This is a genomic window from Nocardioides sp. Z21_20 (assembly GCF_059766585.1).
Genome location: NZ_JCBAJX010000004.1, coordinates 123880 through 147411 on the forward strand (window position 1 = coordinate 123880; position 23532 = coordinate 147411).

The following is a 23532-nucleotide window of genomic DNA, read 5'->3' on the forward strand; positions in this document are numbered from 1 at the left end:
GTGCGGCGGACCCCTCCCCGGAGACGGCTACTCATGGGTATCGTCGCTGGTCATGACCGGCCCGTGACTCGTGGGCCGGGAAAAAGTGAACCCGTTGCCAGGGAGGCACCATGTCCGGATCCGTCATCGTCGCGGGGGCACGCACCCCCATCGGACGCCTGCTGGGCGGACTGAAGAGCCAGTCGGCCGCCGACCTGGGCGGGGTCGCCATCCAGGGCGCCCTGGAGAGGGCCGGCGTCACCGGCGACCAGGTCGAGTACGTCATCATGGGCCACGTCATCCAGGCCGGGGCCGGGCAGATCACCGCCCGCCAGGCGGCCGTCAAGGGCGGCATCCCGATGAACGTGCCCGCGCTGACCATCAACAAGGTCTGCCTCTCGGGCATCAACGCCATCGCGCTGGCCGACCAGCTGATTCGCGCCGGCGAGCACGACATCGTCGTCGCCGGCGGCATGGAGTCGATGACCAACGCTCCGCACGTGCTGCCCAAGTCGCGCGAGGGCTTCAAGTACGGCGACGTCGCGCTGGTCGACTCGATGGCCTACGACGCGCTCTACGACCAGTTCACGAACCAGGCGATGGGCATCCTCACCGAGGAGTGCAACGCCGCCTCGGCCAAGCTCACCCGCGAGGAGCAGGACATCTTCTCCGCGCGCAGCCACGAGCTCGCCGCGGCCGCGGCCAAGAACGGCGTCTTCGACAACGAGATCGTCCCGGTCACCATCAAGGGCCGCGGTGGCGAGACCCAGGTCGCCACCGACGAGGGCGTGCGCGGCGACACCACCGCCGAGTCGCTGGCCAAGCTGCGTGCCGCCTTCGCCAAGGAGGGCACGATCACCGCGGGCTCCTCCTCGCAGATCTCCGACGGCGCCTGCGCCGTGGTGGTGATGAGCAAGGCCAAGGCCGAGGAGCTCGGCCTGGAGTGGCTCGCCGAGATCGGTGCCTCCGGCCAGGTCGCCGGCCCCGACTCGACCCTGCAGCTCCAGCCGTCGGCGGCGATCGCCAAGGCGGCCGAGAAGGAGGGCATCTCGGTCCAGGACATCGACCTGTTCGAGATCAACGAGGCCTTCGCGGCCGTGGGCATCGCCTCGGCGCGCGACCTCGGCGTCGACGAGGAGAAGGTCAACGTCAACGGCGGCGCCATCGCGCTGGGACACCCGGTCGGCATGTCCGGGGCCCGGATCGTGCTGCACCTCGCACTGGAGCTGCAGCGTCGCGGTGGCGGCATCGGCGCGGCCGCCCTGTGCGGTGGCGGCGGCCAGGGCGACGCGCTGATCGTGCGCGTGCCGAAGGCCTGAGTGAGCACCAGCAACGGGACCCTCGGGGGCCGACGTCGCGCTGCGGCGTCGGTCCCCGACCTCGTCTCCCGGGCCCGCGAGGGTGAGCCCCGAGCCGTCGCCCGGCTGATCTCCCTGGTGGAGGACGCCTCGCCGCTGCTGCGCGAGGTGATGGCCGCGCTGGCGCCGTACACCGGGAACGCCCAGGTCGTCGGGATCACCGGTTCCCCGGGCGTCGGCAAGTCGACCTCGACCAGCGCCCTGGTCACCGAGCTGCGCCGGGCGGGCAAGCGCGTCGGCGTGCTGGCCATCGACCCCTCCTCGCCGTTCACCGGGGGCGCCCTGCTGGGCGACCGGGTGCGGATGCAGGACCACGCGCTGGACCCCGAGGTGTACATCCGCTCGATGGCCTCGCGCGGGCATCTGGGCGGCCTGTCCTGGGCGACCCCCCAGGCGATGCGCGTGCTCGACGCCGCCGGCTGCGACGTGATCCTCGTCGAGACCGTCGGGGTGGGCCAGAGCGAGGTCGAGATCGCCGGCCAGGCCGACACCACGCTGGTGCTGCTCGCGCCCGGGATGGGCGACGGGATCCAGGCGGCGAAGGCGGGGATCCTCGAGATCGGCGACCTGTTCGTGGTCAACAAGGCCGACCGCGACGGGGCCGACCAGCTGCGCCGCGAGATCCGGTCGATGGTCTCGCTCTCCGAGCGACGGGAGGGAGCCTGGCAGCCGCCGATCGTGAAGACGATCGCGGCGAAGGAGGAGGGGGTCGACGAGGTCGTCGCGGAGATCGGGCGCCACCACGCCTGGCTGCGTGAGAGCGGCGAGCTCGAGCGTCGGCGCACTGCCCGGGCGCGCCACGAGATCGAGACGATCGCGGTCACCGCGCTGCGCGAGCGCTGGGGGGACGTCGGCGGCCGCACCGAGCTCGACGACCTCGCCGCCCGGGTCGCGGCGGGGGAGTCCGACCCCTACGCGGCGGCCGACGAGCTGCTCGCGGCGTACGCGGAGTAGCGTGACCGCGGGCCTGTGACCGGGCTCGCACGGCTGGGGCGGGGCAGAGCGTGCGAGGCGCCGGGTCCCGTGTGATAGTTAGGTGAGCCTCACCTGATGGGAACCCCTGTGACCACCCTCGACAAGCCTCGCCCGGTGCCGGAACGCGCCGCGCGGCGCGACGACGCGCTCCCCGGGCGGCGTCGCGGGACCACGGCACTGTCGCTGCTGGGACTCGCGCTGCTGCTGGTCGGGGTCTGCCTGGCCAGTCTCGCCTGGGGGACCCGCGACGTGGCCCCGGGGGCGGTGCTCGACGCCCTCCTCGCGCCCGACCTGTCCGACAACGACCACCGCGTCGTGCGCGAGCTGCGGCTGCCGCGCACGCTGGTCGGGCTGCTGGGCGGGATGGCGCTCGGCCTGGCCGGCGCGCTGATGCAGGGGCTCACCCGCAACCCGATCGCCGACCCCGGACTGCTGGGGATCAACTCGGGCGCCTCGCTCGCGGTGATCGTGGCGATCTCCGTCTTCGGCATCACCGGCGCGGCCGGCTTCATCTGGTTCGCCTTCGTGGGCGCCGCCCTGGCGGCCCTGGTCGTCTACGGCGTCGCGACGCTCGGGTGGGAGGGGCCCACCCCGGTCAAGCTGGCGCTGGTCGGCGCCGCCTTCACCGCCACCACCACCTCGCTGATCACGATGGTGCTGCTCACCGACCGCTCGGTGCTGGAGCAGTACCGCTTCTGGCAGGTCGGCTCGCTGATCAACCGCCCGCTCTCGACGGTGGCCGTGATCGCGCCGTTCCTGCTCGCCGGGATCGTGCTCACGATGCTGAGTGCCCGCTTCCTCAATGCGATGTCGCTGGGCGAGGACCTGGCCCGCGGGCTGGGCCAGCACGTCCTGCGCGGCCGGGCGATCGTCCTGCTCGCGGTGGTCCTGCTGTGCGGCGGCGCCACCGCCCTGGTCGGCCCGATCGCCTTCGTGGGCCTGATGGTCCCGCACGTGGCGCGCTTCGTGGTCGGCCCTGACTACCGCTGGATCCTGCCCTGGTCGATGCTGCTGGGGCCGGTCCTGCTGCTGTGCGCCGACATCCTCGGGCGCCTGGTGCTGCCCCACAGCGAGCTCGAGGCCGGGCTCGTCGTCGCCGTGATCGGGGCTCCGGTGCTGATCGCGCTGGTGCGCCGCTCGAAGGGGGTGGCGATGTGACCCTGCTCGAGGAGCGACCCACCGGGGTCGGCGAGCGGGAGGCGCGGCTGCTGCTGCGCAGCACCGCGCGCACCCGCCGTACCCGCCGGATCGCGGTGAACGCCGTGCTGAGCGTGCTCGCCGTGGCCACGATCCTGCTGACCCTGTCGGTCGGCGAGATGGCGGTCGGCGTCGGCGACGTCTTCGCCACCGCCCTGGGCCGCGGCGACGAGATCTCCCGCCTGGTGCTCGTGGAGTTCCGGCTGCCGCGGGTGCTGATGGCGGTGCTGGTCGGCGTCGCCTTCGCGCTTGCGGGCGGCCTGTTCCAGTCGGTGCTGCGCAACCCGCTGGCCAGCCCCGACATCATCGGGATCTCGCAGGGTGCCAGCGTCGGGGCGGTGGTCGCGCTGCTGGTGCTCGGTCTCTCGGGGCCGATGGTCTCGCTCGGCGCCCTGGTCGGCGCCGCGGTGATCGCCGGGGTGAACCTGCTGCTGGCCTCCCGCGGCGGCCTGGCCGGGCACCGCTTCGTGCTGTGCGGGATCGCGCTGGCCTTCGTGGCGAACAGCGTGCTCAGCTACGTGCTGACCCGGGTGGACGCGCGCGACGCCCAGACCGCGATGGTGTGGCTCTCCGGCTCGGTGTCCTCCGCCGAGTACGACGCGATCAGCCGGCTGGCCCTCGCGCTGGTCGTGCTGGTGCCGCTCGCGCTGGTGCTGGGGCGGCCCCTGGGCATGCTCGAGATGGGCGACGAGGCGGCCAGCGCGCTCGGGGTCTCCTCGGCGAGGCTGCGGCTGGGCGCGATCGTGCTCGGCGTGGCGCTCGCCGCCGTCGCCACCGCGGCCGCCGGGCCGGTCGCGTTCGTGGCGCTCACCGCCGCTCCCATCGCCCGCCGCCTCGTCGCCGACGGTCGCCTCTCCCTGGTGGCCACCGCCCTGGTGGGCGTGGTGATCATGGTCGTCGCGGACCTGGCCGCCCAGCACCTCCTCGACGGCGTGCAGCTGCCGGTCGGTGTGGTGACCGGCGTGATCGGCGGGCCCTACCTGATCTGGCTCCTCGCGAGCTCCCGTCCCCCGAGGAGGAGCGCATGAGCGCACCCACCGCCACGGCCCCCGACCGGGCCGTCGCGCCGAGCACCCCGCCGACGCTGCGCGCGGAGGGACTCGGGCTCGCCTACGACCGCCGCCAGGTCGTCGACGACCTCGACCTCGAGCTGCCCTCGGGCAAGGTCAGCGTCATCGTGGGGGCCAACGGCTGCGGCAAGTCCACCCTGCTGCGCGGTCTGGGCAGGCTGCTGCGCCCCAACCGCGGCCGGGTCCTGCTCGGCGACGAGGACATCCACCAGATGTCCGCGCGCAAGGTGGCCTCGGTGCTGGGCCTGCTCCCGCAGCAGCCGCTGGCCCCGGAGGGGATCACCGTCGGCGACCTCGTCGGGCGGGGGCGCTACCCGCACCAGGGCGTCTTCCGGCGCTGGAGCGCCGAGGACACCCGGATCGTCGCGCATGCGCTGGCGGCCACCGGGACCGGCGACATCGCCGGGCGGCGCATCGAGGAGCTCTCCGGCGGGCAGCGCCAGCGAGTGTGGATCGCGATGGCGCTGGCCCAGGAGCCGCGGATCCTGCTCCTCGACGAGCCGACGACGTACCTCGACGTCGCCCACCAGGTCGAGATCCTCGACCTGCTGGCCGAGCTCAACCACACCCGGGGCAGCACGGTGGTGATGGTCCTGCACGACCTCAACCTCGCGGCCCGCTACGCCGACCACATGGTGGTGATGGGCAACGGGGGCATCCTGTGCCAGGGCGCGCCCGGGGACATCCTCACCGTGGACACGGTGCGCGCGGCGTTCGGACTGGACTCGGTGGTCGTGCCCGACCCGGTCACCGGGGACCCGATGGTGGTGCCGCTGTCCGGGTTTCACCGCCCCTCCGTTGAGCGCTAAGTTAGGATAGCCTTACCGTGCTACCAGTGGGGTGGCGCGAGTTCAGTGATCTGGAGTAAGCCCGTGTCCTTGAAGAACGCCTTTCCGCGCACGCCCGCTCGGCTGCGTCGGTCCCGCGGTCTGGTCGGCGTGGCCCTCGCGGTCTCGCTGCTGTCCCTGGCCGCGTGCGGGTCCGAGAGCGACTCCGACGACGCCCAGGGCGGCGCGGACTCCTCGGCCGCAGAGTTCGAGCCGGTCAGCATCGAGCACGTCTTCGGCAAGACCGAGATCGACGCGCAGCCCGAGCGCGTCGTGACCCTCGGCTGGGGCTCGGCCGACGCGGCCATCGCCCTGGACGTGGTGCCGGTGGCGATGCCCTCGCTGACCTACGGCGCCGACGAGAACGGCCTGATGCCGTGGACCGCCGAGGCGCTGGAGGAGAAGGGCGCCGAGACCCCCACGCTGTTCACCGAGGGCGAGGAGCCCCCCTACGAGGAGATCATCAAGGCCAAGCCCGACGTGATCCTCGCGACCTACTCCGGCATCACCGAGGCGCAGTACAAGAAGCTCTCGGCGATCGCCGACACCGTCGCCTACCCCGGCGAGGCCTGGGCGACCCCGTGGCGCGACGTCATCACCACCACCGGTGAGGCGCTGGGCAAGGCCGACGAGGCCGAGGAGCTGGTCGAGGAGATCGACGGGCAGGTCGCGACCGCGGCCGAGGAGCACCCGGAGTTCAAGGGCAAGACCATCGCCGCCATCGCCGACTTCGGCTCGCTGTACGTCTACACCAGCGACGACCCGCGCGTGCAGTTCCTCGAGGACCTCGGCTTCGAGGTCGCACCGAGCGTCGACAAGCTGGAGACCGGCGAGGACACCTTCTTCTACACGATCTCCTACGAGGAGTCCGACAAACTGACCTCCGACGTGCTGGTCTCCTACGCCGACAGCGAGGAGCAGGCCGCCAAGGTGCGCGACTCGGCCTCCACCAAGGCCATGCAGCAGGCCAAGAACGGCACCATCGCCGAGATCACCGGCGCGCCGCTCGTGGCGTCGATCTCGCCGCCCACCGCGCTGTCGCTGACCTGGGGCCTCGACGACTTCGTCACCGCGCTCTCCGAGGCGGCCAACAAGGTCTCCTGACCTTCCACTCCGTTCGACGCGGACGCCCAGGACCGTCTCAGGTCCTGGGCGTTCGTCGTCCCCGGGCGCGCCTGCGCAGGTGCGGGGTCGTGGACTGCTAGAAATATGACGACCCATGCCCGCGGACACAGGACGGACCAGCCATGAACGCCAAGAAGGCGGTGCTCGCCCTCCTCGTCGTGCTGCTCGGGTACTGGATGGTCAACGACCCCCAGGGTCTCGCCGACTTCGCCCGCACCGGCGGCTCCGAGGGCTGGGGCGGCCTGAGCAGCGCCTTCGAGGCGATCATCGCCTTCGTCGGCGCGTTCTGAGACGGGCCCTGTCGTGGGTCTCCTCCGGGCGGTGACCGACCCGAACATCGCCAAGCACCTCCTGCGCGAGGAGGGCGAGGTGATCGTCGACGAGGTCCGCCACCACTGGGTGGCCTACGTCCTGCCGGCGCTGGAGGGGCTGCTCGCCCTGGCGCTGCTGGTGGCGCTCCCGTTCGTCGACGCGGACCTGGCCTGGTTCCCCTTCCTGCTCGTCGTCGCGCTGGTGGCGCACGGCGGCTGGCGCGCGCTGGGCGAGCACATGGACCGCTTCGTGATCACCAATATGCGGGTCTTCCGGGTGCACGGGGTCCTGTCCCAGCAGCTGGCCACGATGCCGCTGACCCGGATCCTGGACATCACCGTCGCCAAGCCGCTGCACGGGCGGATCCTCGGCTTCGGTCACTTCTGCTTCGAGTCCGCGGCCCAGGAGCAGGGCCTGCGCGACATCCGGTACGTCGGGCGCCCCGACGAGCGAGACCTCTCGATCCAGCGGGTGGTGCAGCGATCGGGCCTGCGTGGGCCTCGCACGGTGAACTGATGAGCCACCCCGGCGGCACCCGGCGATGACCCTGCCCTTCGACCCGATCGACGAGGCGGCCCGCCAGTGGGGCCTGCGCTGGTCCGGCGTGCCCGCCATGCACGCCGTCACCTCCCTGATGCGGGTCCAGCAGCTGGTGATCGCGCGCCTGGATGCGATCCTCAAGCCGCACGGGCTGACCTTCGCGCGCTACGAGGCGCTGGTCCTGCTGGTCTTCTCCACGCGCGGCTCGCTACCGCTGGGCAAGATGGGGGAGCGGCTCCAGGTGCACCCGACCTCGGTCACCTCGATCGTGAACCGGCTCGAGGCCGCCGGGCTCGTCGTACGGCGCCAGCATCCCGACGACGGGCGTGCCGTGCTGGCCGAGATCACCGAGGCCGGCCGCGCCGTGGTGGAGGCGGCCACCCGCGACCTCGTCGAGGCCGACTTCGCGCTCGGGGCCCTGGACGAGGACGCCTTGGGCGAGCTGTCGACGCTGCTGCGCCCGGTCCGCTCCGCCGCCGGCGACTTCTGAGGGCTCCGGTGCTCCGGGACGCGACGCCTGCACTAAGGTCAGCCAGCATGATCATGGGGACCGCCGGCTCGGCTCGGGCTGCTCGACTCGCCGGCGCGCTCGCCGTACTGGCCGCGGTGGTGTGCGTCCCGGCGCCGGCACAGGCCGCCGACGACCCGCAGCTGCCGGGCGAGGAGACCGCGACCAGCACCGACCTCGGCGCACCCACCGACCTCACCGCCGGCACCTGGCGCTTCGACGTGGAGGGCCCCGACGAGCCGCGCTGGTTCCGGGTGCCGCGGACGATCCCGGGCAGCACCGTGCACGCCTCGGTGCTGGCCCCGGCCGCCGAGGGCGACGCCGTGGACCTGGTGATCGCCACGCCGGACGGCGACTCCTGCGCCCAGGGCAGCGCCCGCGCGCCGTTCTCCTGGGGATGGCTGATGGACACCCAGGCCCGGGTGGGGCCCGAGGTCGACCCGGACGGCACCGGGACGGACGAGGACGAGGACCCCTGCCTGGCCGCGAAGTCGCTGCTGGTCGCGGTCGGACGCGCCAGCACCGCGGAGGGCACCGGGCGGCTGCCGGTGAGCCTGCGCCTGGTCGAGGAGGCTCCGGTGAAGAGCCTCGAGGGGCTGCCCGAGACCGAGGAGGCGCCCGAGTTCCGGGCGCCGGACGTGTCGGGGGAGCCCAGCGACGCCGAGGCCGCGCCCGGGCTCGTCGACGTCCCGGAGATCGGCACGGGGATCCACCGCGGGACCCTGTCCAGCGGTGAGGACGACGTCCGCCGGATCTCCCTGGAGTGGGGGCAGCACGCCCTGGTCCGGGTGGTCAGTCCCCGGGTGGCAGAGGACGTCGCCGAGGACCTCCCGGACGGCCTGCCCGACCTGCGCCTGGCGGTCCGCGGACCGCTGCTGTCCGCCGTGACCGACCCGGTGGACCGGACGCTCTCGTCGAGCAGCGTGACCACGCTGGAGGCCGTGGTCGGCCCGGTGGAGTACCTGCAGCGCGCCGCCGACGGTCCGTACCTGCCCGGCGACCACTTCGTGGTGGTGACGGCCGAAGGCGTCGACGGCGACCCGCTCGAGGTGGACTACACCCTCCAGGTCGAGGTGGTCGGGGAGCCCGACGCGGCGCCGGCGTACACCGAGGACGACCCGTTCGTGCTCGGCGACGGGGAGACGGCGCGGCTGGTGGGCTACGACGTCGGTCGCAGCCTGGTGCGGACGCTGAGCGCCGGAGCGCTCGCGGTGCTGGGGCTCGGCAGCCTGGGCGCCGGGGTCGTGCTGCTGCGCCGCCGCTGAGGCGGCGCTCAGCCGAGCACGCTCAGCCCAGCACCTTCAGCCCAGCGCCACCAGCAGGGCGGCCACCAGCAGGACCAGGCCCAGCGCCAGCAGCGCGAGGCCGGGGACTGCGCTGCCCCGGGGCCGCGGACTCGCGCCGGCGGTCTCCACCGGCTGCTCCACGCGGGTGGGCGCGGGCAGGACCGAGGTGGCCGGCGAGCGGGTGGGGGCATCGGGGAGTCGGACCGCCCGGGTGGGGGCGCTCGCGGTCAGGCCGGCGGTGGCCGGCTCCGGCGTGGAGGCCGGCTCCGGAGCGGGGGTGGGGGAGCCGGGACCGAAGTGGTCGCGGACCTCGACGTCGTCCCCGTCCTGCGGTGCGAACGCGGACAGTCCGAGCTCGGACAGCTCGGCGCGCAGCTGTGCGGCCGTGGAGTGCCGATCGTCGGGGTTCTGGGCGCTCGCGCGCAGGAGTACGGCGACCAGCCGCTCGACGAGCTCGCGCGGCTGGGGGAGGACCTCGGGCGCGGGCGCGACCAGGGGGTCCGGGCTCGCCGCGGGGCGCGTGCCGGTCAACATCTCGAGTCCGACCACCGCGACCGCGTAGAGGTCCTGGCGCGGGTCGGGGTGGGCGCCGTGCCACTGCTCGGGGGCCATGTAGCCGGGCGTGCCGATGGCCATCGAGGCGTGCGTCATCCGGGGCTGATCGGTCGGCGCGGCGATCCCGAAGTCGGTCAGCCGCAGCTGGGGCAGCCCTCGGCCGGTGGGCTCGAGGAGGAGGTTCGCCGGCTTCACGTCGCGGTGCACGATGCCGGCCGCGTGGACCGCCTCGAGGGCCTGCAGGGTCTGGTCGAGGAGAACCCCTACCCAGCGCACCGGCAGCGGGCCCTGCTCCTTGAGCAGGTCGGCGACCGAGCCGCCGCGCACCAGCGGCATCGTGAACAGCACCCGGTCGTCCATCCCGGCCCAGGACAGCGGGGTGACCACGTGGCGGTGGTCGATGCGCACCGACTGCTCGCGCACGAAGCGCAGCAGCGAGGAGGCGTCGGACTGGCGCAGGATCTTGGCGATCTTGACCTCGCCGTCGGCTCGGTCGTGGATCAGCCAGACCGACCCCATGCCGCCCTCGGCGACCGGGTCGAGCAGCTCGTAGCGTCCCGCGAAGATCTCACCCACGGGGAGCACCCTAAGGCCATCGGTCTCGGCAGACCCCTGGATGTATTTAGTAGGACGTCCTAGTATCTGGCGTATGAGCGACTCCTCCCGTGACCTGAACCACGCCTCGAGCGGCGAGCCCGGTGCCGCGTCCGGCCGCGCCCGCTGGCAGGCCAGGTACGACGCCTCCCGGGTGCGCGAGGCCGACTTCACCACCCTGTCGGGCGTGCCGGTCGACGCGGCGTACGGCACGGAGGACTCGGAGTGGCCCGGCGAGTTCCCCTTCACCCGCGGCCTGCACCCGACCGGGTACCGCGGCCGGACCTGGACCATCCGCCAGTTCGCCGGCTTCGGCAACGCGCAGCAGACCAACGAGCGCTACCGGATGATCCTGGGCCGCGGCGGGGGCGGGCTCTCGGTGGCCTTCGACATGCCCACGCTGATGGGCCACGACTCCGACAGTCCCAAGGCGCTGGGAGAGGTCGGCCACTGCGGCGTCGCCATCGACAGCGCCGCGGACATGGAGACGCTCTTCGACTCCATCCCGCTGGGCGAGGTGACGACGTCGATGACGATCAGCGGCCCGGCCGTCCCGGTCTTCTGCATGTACCTGGTCGCCGCCGAGCGTCAGGGCGTCGACCCCGGCGTGCTCAACGGGACCCTGCAGACCGACATCTTCAAGGAGTACATCGCCCAGAAGGAGTGGCTCTTCGCACCCGAGCCGCATCTGCGCCTGATCGGCGATCTGATGGAGCACTGTTCGCGCGACATCCCGGCCTACAAGCCGCTCTCGGTCTCCGGCTACCACATCCGTGAGGCGGGCTCGACGGCCGCGCAGGAGCTCGCCTACACGCTCGCGGACGGGTTCGGCTACGTCGAGCTCGGCCTCTCCCGCGGGCTCGACGTGGACGTCTTCGCGCCGGGGCTGTCGTTCTTCTTCGACGCCCACCTGGACTTCTTCGAGGAGATCGCGAAGTTCCGTGCCGCCCGCCGGATCTGGGCCCGCTGGATGCGCGACGTCTACGGCGCGAAGACCGAGAAGGCGCAGTGGATGCGGTTCCACACCCAGACCGCCGGCGTGTCGCTGACCGCGCAGCAGCCCTACAACAACGTAGTGCGCACCGGCATCGAGGCGCTCGCGGCGGTCCTGGGCGGCACCAACTCGCTGCACACCAACGCCCTGGACGAGACGCTGGCGCTGCCCTCCGAGCAGGCCGCGGAGATCGCGCTGCGCACCCAGCAGGTGATCATGGAGGAGACCGGCGTCGCGAACGTCGCCGACCCGCTCGGCGGCTCCTGGTACGTCGAGGCGCTGACCGACCGGATCGAGGCCGAGGCGAACGCGATCTTCGACCGGATCCTGGCGATGGGCGGCTCGACGCTGACCCACGCCGATTCCGACGGGCTCGCCGAGACCATGCGCCAGGCCACCGGCGAGGCCGAGGCGGGGGTGTGGCCGATGACGCGCGGCATCCTGCGCGGCATCGAGGAGGGCTGGTTCATGTCCGAGATCGCCGAGGCCGCGTTCCAGTACCAGGTGGCGCTGGAGAAGGGCGACAAGCGGGTGGTGGGCGTCAACTGCCACCAGGACTCGGTCACCCACGACCTGGAGATCCTGCGGGTCTCGCACGAGGTCGAGGTCGAGCAGGTCCGGCTGCTCGCCGAGCGCCGGGCTGCGCGCGACGCCGCGGCCGTGGAGTCCGCGCTGACCCGGGTGGTCGAGGTGGCGCGCACCACCGAGAACATCATCCCGGCGATGCTCGACGCGGTCCGGGTGGAGGCCACGCTGGGGGAGATCTGCGACGCCCTGCGCGCCGAGTGGGGCGAGTACCGCGAGCCTGCGCGGTTCTAGTCGTGGTGCTTGGGGGAAGATGGGCACCATGACCCAGCAGCCGTTCACCCGCCCTGGAGCGATCGACCTGTCCGCCCTCAAGCGCCCGGCGCCCGCGCCGTCCGCCGCAGCCCCCGGCGGCGTCCCTGGTGCAGCCGGTGGCGCCCCCGCAGGCATGGCCGGTGGTGCCCCCGCCGGCGCGCCCGGCGGCGGCTCGGCGTACGCCGTCCCGATCAGCGAGCAGAACTTCCAGCAGGTCCTCGAGACCTCGATGACCGCCCCGGTCCTGCTGGTGTTCTTCTCGCGCACCCGGATGCCGGAGAGCGGCCAGCTCGCCGACGACCTCGAGACGCTCTCGGGGGAGTTCGAGGGCCGATTCCTGGTCGGGCTGGTCGACATCGACGCCGCGCCGGCGATCGCCCAGGCCATGCAGATCCCGTCCATCCCGCTGGTGGTGGCCGTCGTCGACGGTCGCCCGATGCCGCTGCTGCAGGACCCGCTGCCGATCGACGAGCTGCGCACCGCGCTGACCCAGGTCGCCCAGCAGCTCACCGCGCAGGGCGTGGCCGGGCGACACCAGCCGCGCGCGGTCGGCCCGGTGGCCGACGGCGACGAGGAGCCGCAGCTCGACCCGCGCTACGCCCCGGCGCAGGACGCGCTGGCCGACGGGGACATCGACCGTGCGGTCGCCGAGTACCAGAAGCTCGTCGACGCCAACCCGGCCGACACCGAGGCCGCGGCCGGGCTGGCGATGGCCAAGGTGCTGCAGCGCACCCAGGGCGTCGACCTGAACGCCGCCCGCACGGCGGCCGCCGAGGCGCCCGACGACGTCGATGCGCAGACGATGGTGGCCGACCTCGATCTGCTGGGGGGACACGTCGACGACGCGTTCAACCGCCTCGTCGAGCTGGTGCGCCGTACCTCCGGCGACGAGCGCGACCGCGCCCGCCAGCACCTGATCGGGCTCTTCGCCGCCGTCGGCAACGACGACTCCCGCGTCATCAAGGGCCGCCAGAACCTCGCCTCCGCCCTCTTCTGACCCCCCACCCCGCCGCGCCGCGCCGCGCTCCGCGCGTCCCGCGCGCGCCGTACCCCGCCGCTGTAACGCGGGGTTATGTCCACTGGAGCAGCGTTATTTCGCTGTGGCAGTAGGCATAACCCCGCGTTACAAGCGGGATGTGTCGCCGGGGGGCGGCGCGGGGGCGGGGGCGGGGCGGGGCCGGGGCGGGAGGGCGGTGAGGAAGGCGCGTACGGCGGGGGAGGTGGCCATGCTGCGGCGGTGCAGGGCCAGCACGTCCCGGGTCGGCACGGGGTCGTGGGCCGGTACGGCGCACAGGCCGGCCGGCAGCTCCGAGCGCCCGAGGCGCGGGATCAGCGCGATGCCGAGACCGGCCTCGACCAGGGCCACGTGCGAGTGGAACTCCAGCGACTCGTGGGCGATCAGCGGCAGCCGGCCGGTGCCGTCGTACATCCGGGTCAGCCACTGACGGCAGATCGTGCCCTGCGGCGTCGCGATCCAGCGCTCGTCGACGAGGTCGGCCGGTGTCACCCGCTCGCGCGCGGCCAAGGGGTGGTCCGCCGCCACGATCACGTCCGCGACGTCGCGCGTCACCGGGGTCGTCTCCAGGTGGTCGGGGACCGCGATCGGGACGTCGCCCCAGCGGTGCACGATCGCCACGTCGCTGCGACCGTCGGCCACCAGCTCGACGGCGTCCCAGGGCTCGCGCTCGGTGAGGGAGACGGTGAGCGCCGGGTGCTCGCGCTGCACCGTGCGTACGGCGGGCGCGACCAGGCCGCGCGTCGCGGTGGAGAACGCGGTGACGCGCAGGTGACCGGTCACGGTGCCGGCGCCCGCGTGCAGGTCGGCCTCGATCTCCTCGAGGTCGGTGAGCAGCCGGGCGCCGGACTCGACCAGCTGTCGGCCGGGAGCCGTGAGCAGCACCCCGCGTCCCACCCGCTCCAGCAGCGGCACCCCGGCCTGGCGCTCGAGACGCTTGACCTGCTGGGAGACCGCGCTGGGGGTGTAGCCCAGTGCCGCGGCGGCGGCGACCACCGAGCCGTGGGTGGCGACGGCGCGCAGGGAGATCAGGGCGGCGAGGTCGATCATGAAGCAACGCTACAAGAAGACATGCAGATCAGTGCGCTGGTGCTTCGTGGTCGGTGGGCCCCAGACTCGTCCGGGTGACTGTACGAGACTCCCTCCTGGCCGCCCTGGTCGCCACCATCTGGGGCTTCAACTTCGTGGTGATCGACTGGGGGATGGCAGACGTGCCGCCGCTGCTGTTCGTGGCGCTGCGCTTCGGTCTCGTGGTCTTCCCCGCGATCCTGCTGGTCCCACGCCCCGCCGCGCCGTGGAGGACCGTCGCCGCCGTCGGGGTGTTCATGTCGTTGGGACAGTTCGGCCTGCTCTACGTCGCCATGCACGCCGGGCTGCCGCCCGGTCTCGCGGCGCTGGTCCTCCAGGCCCAGGTCATCTTCACGATCGTGATCGCCGCCGGGGTGCTGGGGGAGCGCCCCACCCGCGGGCAGGTCGCCGGCGTGCTCCTGGGCTCGGGCGGCCTGGTCGTGGTCGCCCTCGGCCGTGGTGGCGACGTGCCGTTGGCTGCCCTGCTGCTGTGCCTGGCCGGCGCGCTGTCCTGGGGCATCGGCAACGTCGTCTCCCGGGCGTCCGGGATCGCCGGCGGGCTCTCGCTGACGGTGTGGTCGGCCGTCGTGGTGCCGGTCCCGCTGCTCGCGCTCTCCCTGCTGCTCGACGGCCCGGACACCGTCGGGGCGGCGCTGGTCGGGCTGAGCCCGCAGGCGGTGCTCTCGACGCTGTACACCGCGGGGCTGGCCTCGCTGGTCGGCTACGGCATCTTCAACGCGCTGCTCTCGCGCAACCCGCCGGCGGCGGTGGTGCCGTGGGTGCTGCTGGCGCCCGTGGTGGCGATGACCTCGGCCTGGCTGCTGTGGGGCGAGCAGCCCAACCGCGCGGAGGTCGGCGGAGGCGGGCTGCTGCTGGTCGGCGTGCTGGTCGCCCTGCGCCCGGGGTTCGGGCGGCCCCGCAGGGACCTAGTTGCCGGACTCGGTGTAGGCGGGGGAGTCGCCGGGGCCGGCCTGGCGCAGGGCGGCCTCGACCCGGCGGGCGGTGAAGTCCGCGCACCGCTCCCTGACCTCGTCGAGGGTGCAGAACGCCGCTGAGCGGATCTCGCGCTCCTCGCGAACGACGCGCTCCAGCATGCTCGAGGGGTGGCGCCCCCCGTCGAAGACCAGGCACAGCGCGTCGTCCCAGCCGCTCCACGCGGGCAGCCAGTCGGTGAGCAGCAGCGGCCCGGCCGGGATCGTCAGCCCGAGCTCCTCCTCGATCTCCCGGCTCACCGCCAGCTGCGGGGACTCGCCCACCTCGACCACGCCGCCGGGCAGGTCCCAGTCCCGCTTGTAGGTGAGCTGGCACAGCAGCACCCGGTCCTGCTCGTCGCGCACCAGCATCTGGCTGATCGCCCGCTTGCGCGGCAGGAACGAGTTGAGCAGCTCGCGGAACCCCTCGGGGCGATCGGCCGGCACGTCGGAGGCGAGCCGGGCGAAGACGACCAGGTCCACGGTGCCGCCGTCGCGGGGCACCCCGCGCATCACGCCCTCGCGGCGCAGCCCGGCCCAGGTGGCGATGCGCAGCGCGGCCTCGTCGTCGGGGGGGATCAGCGTCTCCACCCGGAGGTGGCCGGCGAGCAGCGCCTCGACCTCACGGCGTACGACGTCGACGGCGGCCGAGCCGTGGGCGGTCAGCGACGGCTCCCAGCTGATGCGGGCGATGCCCTCGGCGACCACCGCCACGTGCAGGGTCGGCTGGCCCGGGAGGGACGACGGGTCGGTCACGCAGTCACCCTAGCCGTCCCTCCCGCGCCCACGCGCGAAGCCGTCACGTGCTCAGCGACGGCGCCGGAACCAGACCGTGGCGAGCGGCGGGATGACCACATCGGCATGCGCCGGGTGGCCGGACCACTCGCCCTCGACGGCCTCGATCGCGCCCAGGTTGCCGACGCCGGAGCCGGTGTAGCCCTCCGCGTCGGTGTTGAGCACCTCGTCCCAGGTGCCCGCCTCGGGCAGCCCGAGGCGGAAGCCCTCGTGCGGCACGGCCGAGAAGTTCGCCACGCAGACCAGGTCCGGCGCACCGGGCGCCCGGCGCACGAACGAGAACACGTTGCGCCCGGCGTCGTTGGCGTCGATCCAGGCGAAGGTCGACGCGTCGTTGTCGGCGGCGTAGAGGGCGGGGGAGTCGCGGTAGACGGTGTTCAGGTCGCGGACCAGGTCGCGCATCCCGCGGTGCTCGGGGTGGTCGAGCAGCCACCAGTCGAGCTGGCGGGCCTCGGCCCACTCCGACTCCTGGCCCAGCTCGACGCCCATGAACACCAGCTGTTTGCCGGGGTGGGCCCACATGAACCCGAGGTAGGCGCGCATGTTGGCCAGCTGGCGCCAGCGGTCCCCGGGCATCTTGCGCAGCAGCGAGCCCTTGCCGTGCACGACCTCGTCGTGGCTGATCGGCAGCACGTAGTTCTCGGAGAACGCGTAGACCAGCGAGAACGTCATCTGGGCGTGGTGGTAGGCGCGGTGCACCGGGTCGTGCTCGACGTAGCCCAGCGAGTCGTGCATCCAGCCCATGTTCCACTTGAAGCCGAAGCCCAGCCCGCCCTCGCTGGTCGGGGCGGTGACGCCGGGCCAGGAGGTGGACTCCTCGGCGATGGTCATCGCCCCCGGCACCCGCTTGTCGACGGTGGCGTTCATCTCCTGAAGGAACTGCATCGCCTCGAGGTTCTCGCGGCCCCCGTGCACATTGGGGGTCCACTCGCCCGGCTCGCGGCTGTAGTCGAGGTAGAGCATCGAGGCGACCGCGTCCACACGCAGCCCGTCGATGTGGTACTCCTCGAGCCAGTACAGCGCGTTGGCGACCAGGAAGTTGCGCACCTCGCGGCGACCGAAGTTGAAGACGTAGGTGCCCCAGTCGGGGTGCTCGCCCCGGCTCGGGTTGGGGTCCTCGTAGAGCGGCGTGCCGTCGAAGCGGGCCAGCGCGAACTCGTCCTTGGGGAAGTGCGCCGGCACCCAGTCGACGATGACGCCGATGCCGGCCTGGTGCAGCCGGTCCACCAGATGGCGGAAGCCGTCGGGGTCGCCGAGCCGCGCGGTCGGGGCGAAGTACGACGTGACCTGGTAGCCCCACGACCCGCCGAAGGGGTGCTCCATCACCGGCATGAACTCGACGTGGGTGAACCCGAGCTCGGTGAGGTAGGGCACCAGCACGTCGGCGAGCTGGCGGTAGTCGAGGGTCTCGCCCTGCCAGCCCTTGCGCCACGAGGCGAGGTGCATCTCGTAGACCGACATCGGCTCGGCGACGTGACGCCGCTCGGGACGCGAGGCCATCCAGGCGTCGTCGGACCAGGAGTAGGAGGAGTCGAAGACCACCGACGACGTCAGCGGCGGCACCTCGGTGTGGAAGGCCATCGGGTCGGCCTTCTCCCGCCAGACGCCGTCGGCACCCAGGATCGCGAACTTGTAGCGGGTGCCGGAGCCGATGTCGGGGACGAACAGCTCCCACACGCCGGAGACGCCGAGCTGGCGCATCGGGTGCTCGCGGCCGTCCCAGCCGTTGAAGTCGCCCTTGAGGCGCACACCGCGGGCCGAGGGCGCCCAGACGGCGAACGAGGTGCCGGTGATCCCGGCGGGGTAGTGGCGCACCTTCGCGCCGAGGACCTCCCAGAGGTTCTCGTGGCGGCCCTCGTTGATCAGGTGCAGGTCGGTGGGGCCCAGCGTCGGCAGGAACCGGTAGGGGTCGTCGAGGACCACCGGCTCGGCGTCGTAGGAGACCACCACCCGGTAGTCGGGGACCTCCTCGACCGGCAGCACGCCGGCCCAGATGCCCTCGTACTCGTGCACCAGTCGGGTCTCGGTGCCCTGGTGGCCGATCACGACGCTGGAGGCCAGCGGCTTGAAGACCCGGACCGTGACGCCGCCGTCGTGCGGGTGGGCGCCGAGCACGGCGTGCGGGTCTCCGTGCGCGCCCTCGATGAGCAGGTCGAGCTCCTCGCGGGGCACCGGCTTGAGCGCGGCGGTGGAGGCGGGGGTCTCGTCGGTCATGATGTGGCTCCGATCCGGGCGACGGCAGCGAGGGGGATGGACACCCACGCCGGTCTGTTTCGGGTCTCGTAGACGGTCTCGTAGACGGCCTTGTCCGCGACGTACGCCGCGAGCAGGGTCTGCTCGCCGGCGGAGAGGTCGCGACCGGCGTAGGCCTGCAGGAAGGCGTTGCGGTTGTGCTCGGACCACTCCTCGGCGCGGTAGGCGCGCTGGTGGTCGTCGTTGGCGTCGCCCTCGCCGAGGGTGCGCTCGACCACGCGCGGCGCGTAGTCGAAGGAGCGCAGCATCCCGGCGACGTCGCGCCATGGCGAGTCCGGCAGCATCCGCTCGGCCAGCGGCTTGGCGGGCTCGCCCTCGAAGTCGACGATCTTCCAGCCCTTGCTGGTGCGCAGGGTCTGGCCCAGGTGCAGGTCGCAGTGCACCCGCTGGACGGGCACGTCGTCGAGCTCGCCGAGCCTGGCGTACGCCGCGCGCAGGCCCTCGGCGTACGGCTCGAGGCCCGGCACGATCGTCAGCGCCTCGTCCAGGCGCCGGCTCATCGCGGCCCCGAGCTCGGCCATCTGCGCGGAGCTGCGCCGCTCGACGGGGAAGTGCTCGGCGAGGTCCGCGTGCACCTCGGCCAGCGCCACCCCGAGCCGCGCGGCCTCGGCGGCGAAGTCGCCGCCCACCTCGTAGGCGTGCAGGTCGGCCTCGGCGAAAAGGTTGCGCACGCTGGCCAGGGCGAGGTCCCAGCCGTCGCTGGCGGTGCGCAGGAACTGCTGCAGCATCGCCAGCTGGATGACGGAGTCGGCGGCCTCGTCGTGGATGTCGAGCCAGCCGTAGAGCGCGGCCACGTGGTCGGAGCCGGTGCGGGTGAGCACCTCGTGGATCGCGATGTCGGGGTTGACCCCCGGGGTCACCTTGCGGAAGACCTTCATCAGCGAGTCCTCGCCGAAGGCCACCGACGAGTTGGACTGCTCCCCGCTGAACAGCGTGGAGTGCCCACTCAGGTCGAGGTCGTGCCCGGGCAGGCGGTGGAAGGCCAGCGGGCTGTCGGGGTCGACGGTGCGGGTGGCCGCCAGGTCGAAGGAGCGCAGCCAGGACGCCATCGCGTCGTGGTCGTGGACCGCGTCGTAGGCGTGCACCTCGCCGAGGCCGAGGTCGGGCTCGGCCCAGGTGCCGACCAACGCGTGCTCGAGGCGCTCCTGCGGCTCGGGGTAGAAGGCCAGCGGGACCTGGTACATCTCGCGGCGCTCCTCGCCGCCCTCGGTCCCGTCGGTGTAGTCGACGACGACGAGGTCGATGACCACCCGCGGGCCGCCCTCCACGCCGCCGGGCACCTCGCCGAGTCGCCGGATCTGCGTGACCGTGAAGGCGCGGCCCTTGCCGCCGAACCAGCGCGACCTTTCCAGGAACGGGACCATGACGTCCGTGGGACCGGTCATGTCGACGCTCCCTCCTCCGCCGAAGCGGGCTTGGTGAGACGGAACCAGTAGAAGCCGTAGGCGCCGAGGGTCAGCAGGTAGGGCAGCTCGCCGACGGGCGGGAAGGGCACCCCGCCGAGCAGCTCGACGGGCTGGTAGCCCTCGAAGCGGCGCAGGTCCAGCTCGACCGGCTGGGGGAAGCGCGAGAGGTTGTTGACGCAGACGATGGTGTCGGTGCGCCCGTTCTCGTCGGTGTGCTCGCGGGCGTAGGAGAGCACGCTGGGGTTGGACCCGCCCAGGTCGGCGAAGGTGCCGAGGCCGAACGCCGCGTGCTTGCGGCGGGCGTGGATCATCCGGCGCGTCCAGTGCAGCAGCGAGGAGGAGTTCTCCAGCTGCGCCTCGACGTTGACGCTCTGGTAGCCGTAGACCGGGTCCTGGACCAGCGGCAGGTGCAGCTTGCCCGGCGTGGCCACCGAGAAGCCGGCGTTGCGGTCCGGGGTCCACTGCATCGGGGTGCGCACCCCGTCGCGGTCACCGAGCCAGATGTTGTCGCCCATCCCGATCTCGTCGCCGTAGTACAGCACCGGCGAGCCCGGCAGGGAGAGCAGCAGCGCGGTGAACAGCTCCATCTGGTTGATGTCGTTGTCCAGCAGCGGCGCCAGCCGGCGGCGGATGCCGATGTTGGCCTTCATCCGCGGGTCCTTGGCGTACTCGCCCCACATGTAGTCGCGGTCCTCGTCGGTGACCATCTCGAGGGTGAGCTCGTCGTGGTTGCGCAGGAAGATGCCCCACTGGCAGTTGTGCGGGATCGCCGGGGTCTGCTCGAGGATCTCCGAGATCGGGAAGCGCGACTCGCGGCGCACCGCCATGAAGATGCGCGGCATCACCGGGAAGTGGAAGCACATGTGGCACTCGTCGCCACCGGACTCGAAGTCGCCGAAGTAGTCCACGACATCGGCGGGCCACTGGTTGGCCTCGGCCAGCAGCACCCGGCCGGGGTACTTCTCGTCGACGAAGCGGCGCACCATCCGCAGGAACTCGTGGGTCTCGGGGAGGTTCTCGCCGTTGGTGCCGGGACGCTCGTAGAGGTAGGGGACCGCGTCCAGGCGGAACCCGTCCAGGCCCATGTCGAGCCAGAAGGACAACGCCTCCAGCATCGCCTCGTGGACCTTGGGGTTGTCGAAGTTGAGGTCGGGCTGGTGGCTGAAGAAGCGGTGCCAGAAGTACTGCTGGCGCACCGGGTCCCAGGTCCAGTTCGACGGCTCGGTGTCGACGAAGATGATCCGCGCGTCCTCGTAGAGCTCGTCGGAGTCCGACCAGACGTAGAAGTCGCCGTAGGGGCCCTCGGGGTCCTCGCGGCTCGCCTGGAACCACGGGTGCTGGTCGCTGGTGTGGTTCATGACGAAGTCGATGATCACGCGGATGCCGCGCTTGTGCGCCTCGTCGAGGAAGTGGTGGAAGTCCTCGATCGTGCCCACCTCGGGGAGGACCCCGGTGTAGTCGGCGACGTCGTAGCCGCCGTCGCGCAGCGGGCTGGGGAAGAACGGCGGCACCCACAGGCAGTCGACGCCGAGCCACTGGAGGTAGTCCAGCTTCTCGGTCAGGCCCTTGAAGTCGCCGGTGCCGTCGCCGTTGGAGTCGCGGAACGAGCGGACCAGCACCTCGTAGAAGACGGCCGTCTTGAACCAGTCGGGGGTGTCACCCCCGGCGAAGAGCGCGTTGTCGGCGGCGGTGGTGCCCGCGGCTGGGTCGGCGGTGACGGCGGGATCGCCGGTCGTGGATCCGGATGACGCGGGCTCGATCAACGGGGCCTCCTGACAGTGAGGATGTGGGCGGGCTCGTAGGACGGGTCGAGGCGCACGTAATTGTGCGCGCCCCAGGTCCAGGTCTCGTCGGTGAGCTCGTCGTGGACGTGGAAGGAGTCGTGCCACTCCATTCCGAGGGCGGGCAGGTCGAGGTGGACGGTCGTCTCGCGGGTGCCGTGCGGGTCGACGTTGACCACGACGATGACCAGGTCCTCCTCAGCGTCCGCCTGGGCGGCGGACCCCGCGGGCGGGGACTGCTTGGAGAAGACCAGGACGTTCTCGTCGTCGCTGTGGTGGATCACCACGTTGCGCAGCTGCTGCAGTGCCGGGTGGGCGCGGCGGATCGCGTTGAGCCGGGTGAGGTACGGCGCGAGCGTGCGGCCCTGCGCCTCGGCGCCCTCCCAGTCCCGGAGCCGGATCTGGAACTTCTCCGAGTCGAGGTACTCCTCGCTGCCCGGCTTGAGCGCCACGTGCTCGTAGAGCTCGAAGCCGGCGTAGACGCCCCAGCTCGGCGAGCCGGTGGCCGCGATCGCAGCCCGGATCTTGAACGCCGCCGGCCCGCCGTACTGCAGGTAGGCGTGCAGGATGTCGGGGGTGTTCACGAAGAAGTTCGGCCGCAGCAGGTGTGCGGACTCCTCGGACAGCTCGCGCAGGTACTCCTCGAGCTCCCACTTGGCGTTGCGCCAGGTGAAGTAGGTGTAGCTCTGGTGGAAGCCGACCGAGCCGAGCGCGTGCATCATCGCCGGGCGGGTGAACGCCTCGGAGAGGAACAGCACGTCGGGGTCGGTGCTGCGGATCTCCTTAAGCAGCCGCTCCCAGAAGGCCACCGGCTTGGTGTGCGGGTTGTCGACGCGGAAGATCCGCACCCCGTGATCCATCCAGTGGCGCACCACCCGCAGCACCTCGGCGTAGATGCCCTCGGGGTCGTTGTCGAAGTTGATCGGGTAGATGTCCTGGTACTTCTTCGGCGGATTCTCCGCGTAGGCGATGGACCCGTCCGCGCGGGTCGTGAAGAACTCCGGGTGCGCGCTGACCCAGGGGTGGTCCGGGGCCGCCTGCAGCGCCAGGTCCAGCGCCACCTCGAGGCCGAGCTCGCCGGCGCGCGCGACGAAGTCGTCGAAGTCGTCGATGGTCCCCAGGTCCGGGTGCACGGCGTCGTGGCCGCCGTGCCGGCTGCCGATCGCCCACGGCGAGCCCGGGTCGTCGGGGCCGGGGGTGAGGGTGTTGTTGGGGCCCTTGCGGTTGACCTCGCCGATCGGGTGGATGGGCGGCAGGTAGACCACGTCGAAGCCCATCGCGGCGACCGCGTCGAGGCGCTTCGCGGCGGTGGCGAAGGTGCCGCTGACGACCTTGCCGGTGGCCGGGTCGTGGTAGGCGCCCTCGGAGCGCGGGAAGAGTTCGTACCAGCTGCCGAAGAGCGCTCGGGAGCGGTCGGCGTAGAGGGGGAAGGGGCCCTCGAGGGTGACCAGGTCGCGCAGCGGGTTGGCCGCGAACACCTCGTCGAGCTCGGGGGACTGCAGCGCGGCGAGGCGGGCCCCCTCCGGGCGGGCGGTGTCGGTGGCCGCGTCGATCGCGGAGCGCAGCACCTCGCGCTGGCCGTCACCGGCGGGCAGGTCGGCGAGGATGCGCTCGCACAGCAGCCGCGCCTCGGTGAACATCAGCTCCACGTCCACGCCGGCCGGGATCTTCAGGCCCGCGTCGTGCTGCCAGGTGGCCAGGGGGTCGGACCAGGCCTGGATGGCGAAGGTCCACGGCCCCTCGGCGTCGGGCGTGACCCACGCCTCGTAGCGATCGGGGGTCTCGGGATCGGGGCTGGGTGCCATCCGCACCGGGGGGCGGCGTACGCCGTCGGGTCCGGTGAGGACCACCTCGGCGCCGAGCTTGTCGTGGCCCTCGCGGAACACCGTGGCGGTGACCGGGAAGGGCTCGTGGAGGGTTGCCTTGGCTGGCTGACGGCCCAGATCGACCAGAGGCATGACGTTCATGACGGGGATGCGTCCGACCATTTGTCCAACCTAGCGGTCTGTGGTGACAGGGCAGCAACACCGGGGGGCGGCGCCGGGCGTGGGGCGCCGGGTCGGGCCTGCGGTGCTGCGCAGGG

The 23532-nt window shown here is 72.4% G+C and carries 19 protein-coding genes and 1 pseudogene; 13 read left to right on the forward strand and 7 right to left on the reverse strand.

The window, feature by feature from the left end; translation table 11 throughout:
- Positions 1-110: 110 nt before the first annotated feature.
- From AC6EH9_RS09335 to AC6EH9_RS09380, 10 genes are all read left to right on the forward strand, one after another.
- Positions 111-1298: an acetyl-CoA C-acetyltransferase gene (locus AC6EH9_RS09335; protein ID WP_498422491.1), complete on the forward strand. Its 1188-nt coding sequence runs from the start codon at positions 111-113 to the stop codon at positions 1296-1298.
- Positions 1299-2291 carry a methylmalonyl Co-A mutase-associated GTPase MeaB gene (meaB, locus tag AC6EH9_RS09340; RefSeq protein ID WP_498422493.1) on the forward strand — a complete coding sequence of 331 codons (993 nt, stop codon included), beginning with the start codon at positions 1299-1301 and terminating at the stop codon, positions 2289-2291.
- A 96-nt stretch (positions 2292-2387) separates the two neighbouring features.
- Entirely contained in the window at positions 2388-3470 is a 1083-nt protein-coding gene (locus AC6EH9_RS09345) for a FecCD family ABC transporter permease (protein ID WP_498422494.1), read from the forward strand.
- Positions 3467-4537: a FecCD family ABC transporter permease gene (locus AC6EH9_RS09350; RefSeq protein ID WP_498422496.1), complete on the forward strand. Its 1071-nt coding sequence runs from the start codon at positions 3467-3469 to the stop codon at positions 4535-4537. The genes AC6EH9_RS09345 and AC6EH9_RS09350 overlap by 4 nt, the downstream gene beginning before the upstream one ends.
- On the forward strand, positions 4534-5388 hold the full coding sequence (locus AC6EH9_RS09355) for an ABC transporter ATP-binding protein (RefSeq protein WP_498422499.1): 855 nt from the start codon (positions 4534-4536) through the stop codon (positions 5386-5388). The genes AC6EH9_RS09350 and AC6EH9_RS09355 overlap by 4 nt, the downstream gene beginning before the upstream one ends.
- 63 nt (positions 5389-5451) lie before the next feature.
- On the forward strand, positions 5452-6510 hold the full coding sequence (locus AC6EH9_RS09360; RefSeq protein WP_498422501.1) for an iron-siderophore ABC transporter substrate-binding protein: 1059 nt from the start codon (positions 5452-5454) through the stop codon (positions 6508-6510).
- A 143-nt stretch (positions 6511-6653) separates the two neighbouring features.
- A complete protein-coding gene (locus tag AC6EH9_RS09365; protein ID WP_498422502.1) occupies positions 6654-6821 on the forward strand; it encodes a hypothetical protein in 168 nt (55 codons plus the stop codon).
- A 31-nt stretch (positions 6822-6852) separates the two neighbouring features.
- On the forward strand, positions 6853-7359 hold the full coding sequence (locus tag AC6EH9_RS09370; protein WP_498422504.1) for a PH domain-containing protein: 507 nt from the start codon (positions 6853-6855) through the stop codon (positions 7357-7359).
- Between the two features lie 25 nt (positions 7360-7384).
- Positions 7385-7873 (forward strand): MarR family winged helix-turn-helix transcriptional regulator, encoded by a 489-nt coding sequence (locus AC6EH9_RS09375; protein WP_498422506.1) that lies wholly within the window; start codon positions 7385-7387, stop codon positions 7871-7873.
- Between the two features lie 47 nt (positions 7874-7920).
- On the forward strand, positions 7921-9156 hold the full coding sequence (locus AC6EH9_RS09380; protein ID WP_498422508.1) for a hypothetical protein: 1236 nt from the start codon (positions 7921-7923) through the stop codon (positions 9154-9156).
- 36 nt (positions 9157-9192) lie between these two features.
- On the opposite strand, the gene AC6EH9_RS09385 is transcribed toward AC6EH9_RS09380, so the two are convergent.
- Positions 9193-10308 (reverse strand): serine/threonine-protein kinase, encoded by a 1116-nt coding sequence (locus AC6EH9_RS09385; protein WP_498422510.1) that lies wholly within the window; start codon positions 10306-10308, stop codon positions 9193-9195.
- Between the two features lie 73 nt (positions 10309-10381).
- Here AC6EH9_RS09385 and icmA point away from each other — a divergent pair, with 73 nt between their 5' ends.
- Entirely contained in the window at positions 10382-12139 is a 1758-nt protein-coding gene (gene icmA, locus AC6EH9_RS09390; RefSeq protein ID WP_498422511.1) for a coenzyme B12-dependent isobutyryl-CoA mutase large subunit, read from the forward strand.
- Positions 12140-12167: 28 nt separating this feature from the next.
- Complete coding sequence (locus tag AC6EH9_RS09395) at positions 12168-13157, forward strand: co-chaperone YbbN (protein ID WP_498422512.1); 990 nt, start codon at positions 12168-12170, stop codon at positions 13155-13157.
- 126 nt (positions 13158-13283) lie between these two features.
- Here the strand turns inward: AC6EH9_RS09395 and AC6EH9_RS09400 are convergent, their stop codons facing one another.
- The gene (locus AC6EH9_RS09400; RefSeq protein WP_498422514.1) at positions 13284-14225 is read right to left on the reverse strand and encodes a LysR family transcriptional regulator; all 942 of its coding nucleotides are present in this window, start codon (positions 14223-14225) and stop codon (positions 13284-13286) included.
- 74 nt (positions 14226-14299) lie between these two features.
- Here AC6EH9_RS09400 and AC6EH9_RS09405 point away from each other — a divergent pair.
- Positions 14300-15127, forward strand: a pseudogene (locus AC6EH9_RS09405) (EamA family transporter); the annotation flags it as partial.
- Between the two features lie 42 nt (positions 15128-15169).
- On the opposite strand, the gene AC6EH9_RS09410 reads toward AC6EH9_RS09405, so the two are convergent.
- The 5 genes from AC6EH9_RS09410 to AC6EH9_RS09430 are packed head-to-tail and all read right to left on the reverse strand — an operon-like array spanning position 15170 to position 23437.
- Positions 15170-15970, reverse strand: a complete 801-nt coding sequence (locus tag AC6EH9_RS09410; RefSeq protein ID WP_498422515.1) for an NUDIX domain-containing protein — start codon at positions 15968-15970, stop codon at positions 15170-15172.
- A 51-nt stretch (positions 15971-16021) separates the two neighbouring features.
- On the reverse strand, positions 16022-18223 hold the full coding sequence (gene glgB, locus AC6EH9_RS09415; RefSeq protein ID WP_498422516.1) for a 1,4-alpha-glucan branching protein GlgB: 2202 nt from the start codon (positions 18221-18223) through the stop codon (positions 16022-16024).
- Positions 18220-19647 carry a maltokinase N-terminal cap-like domain-containing protein gene (locus tag AC6EH9_RS09420; protein WP_498422518.1) on the reverse strand — a complete coding sequence of 476 codons (1428 nt, stop codon included), beginning with the start codon at positions 19645-19647 and terminating at the stop codon, positions 18220-18222. The genes glgB and AC6EH9_RS09420 overlap by 4 nt, the downstream gene beginning before the upstream one ends.
- Positions 19644-21431 (reverse strand): maltose alpha-D-glucosyltransferase, encoded by a 1788-nt coding sequence (gene treS, locus AC6EH9_RS09425; protein ID WP_498422520.1) that lies wholly within the window; start codon positions 21429-21431, stop codon positions 19644-19646. Before treS ends, AC6EH9_RS09420 begins: the two co-directional genes overlap by 4 nt.
- Positions 21428-23437: an alpha-1,4-glucan--maltose-1-phosphate maltosyltransferase gene (locus AC6EH9_RS09430; protein WP_498422522.1), complete on the reverse strand. Its 2010-nt coding sequence runs from the start codon at positions 23435-23437 to the stop codon at positions 21428-21430. The genes treS and AC6EH9_RS09430 overlap by 4 nt, the downstream gene beginning before the upstream one ends.
- Between the last annotated feature and the right edge of the window lie 95 nt (positions 23438-23532).

Bases quoted from the DNA above. Each gene is read 5' to 3' on its own strand.
- AC6EH9_RS09335 (WP_498422491.1), top strand. From the start codon at position 111: ATGTCCGGATCCGTCATCGTCGCGGGGGCACGCACCCCCATCGGACGC.
- AC6EH9_RS09345 (WP_498422494.1), top strand. From the start codon at position 2,388: ATGGGAACCCCTGTGACCACCCTCGACAAGCCTCGCCCGGTGCCGGAA.
- AC6EH9_RS09355 (WP_498422499.1), top strand. From the start codon at position 4,534: ATGAGCGCACCCACCGCCACGGCCCCCGACCGGGCCGTCGCGCCGAGC.
- AC6EH9_RS09365 (WP_498422502.1), top strand. From the start codon at position 6,654: ATGAACGCCAAGAAGGCGGTGCTCGCCCTCCTCGTCGTGCTGCTCGGG.
- AC6EH9_RS09375 (WP_498422506.1), top strand. From the start codon at position 7,385: ATGACCCTGCCCTTCGACCCGATCGACGAGGCGGCCCGCCAGTGGGGC.
- AC6EH9_RS09380 (WP_498422508.1), top strand. From the start codon at position 7,921: ATGATCATGGGGACCGCCGGCTCGGCTCGGGCTGCTCGACTCGCCGGC.
- icmA (WP_498422511.1), top strand. From the start codon at position 10,382: ATGAGCGACTCCTCCCGTGACCTGAACCACGCCTCGAGCGGCGAGCCC.
- AC6EH9_RS09395 (WP_498422512.1), top strand. From the start codon at position 12,168: ATGACCCAGCAGCCGTTCACCCGCCCTGGAGCGATCGACCTGTCCGCC.
- AC6EH9_RS09400 (WP_498422514.1), bottom strand. From the start codon at position 14,225: ATGATCGACCTCGCCGCCCTGATCTCCCTGCGCGCCGTCGCCACCCAC.
- glgB (WP_498422516.1), bottom strand. From the start codon at position 18,223: ATGACCGACGAGACCCCCGCCTCCACCGCCGCGCTCAAGCCGGTGCCC.
- AC6EH9_RS09420 (WP_498422518.1), bottom strand. From the start codon at position 19,647: ATGACCGGTCCCACGGACGTCATGGTCCCGTTCCTGGAAAGGTCGCGC.
- AC6EH9_RS09430 (WP_498422522.1), bottom strand. From the start codon at position 23,437: ATGGTCGGACGCATCCCCGTCATGAACGTCATGCCTCTGGTCGATCTG.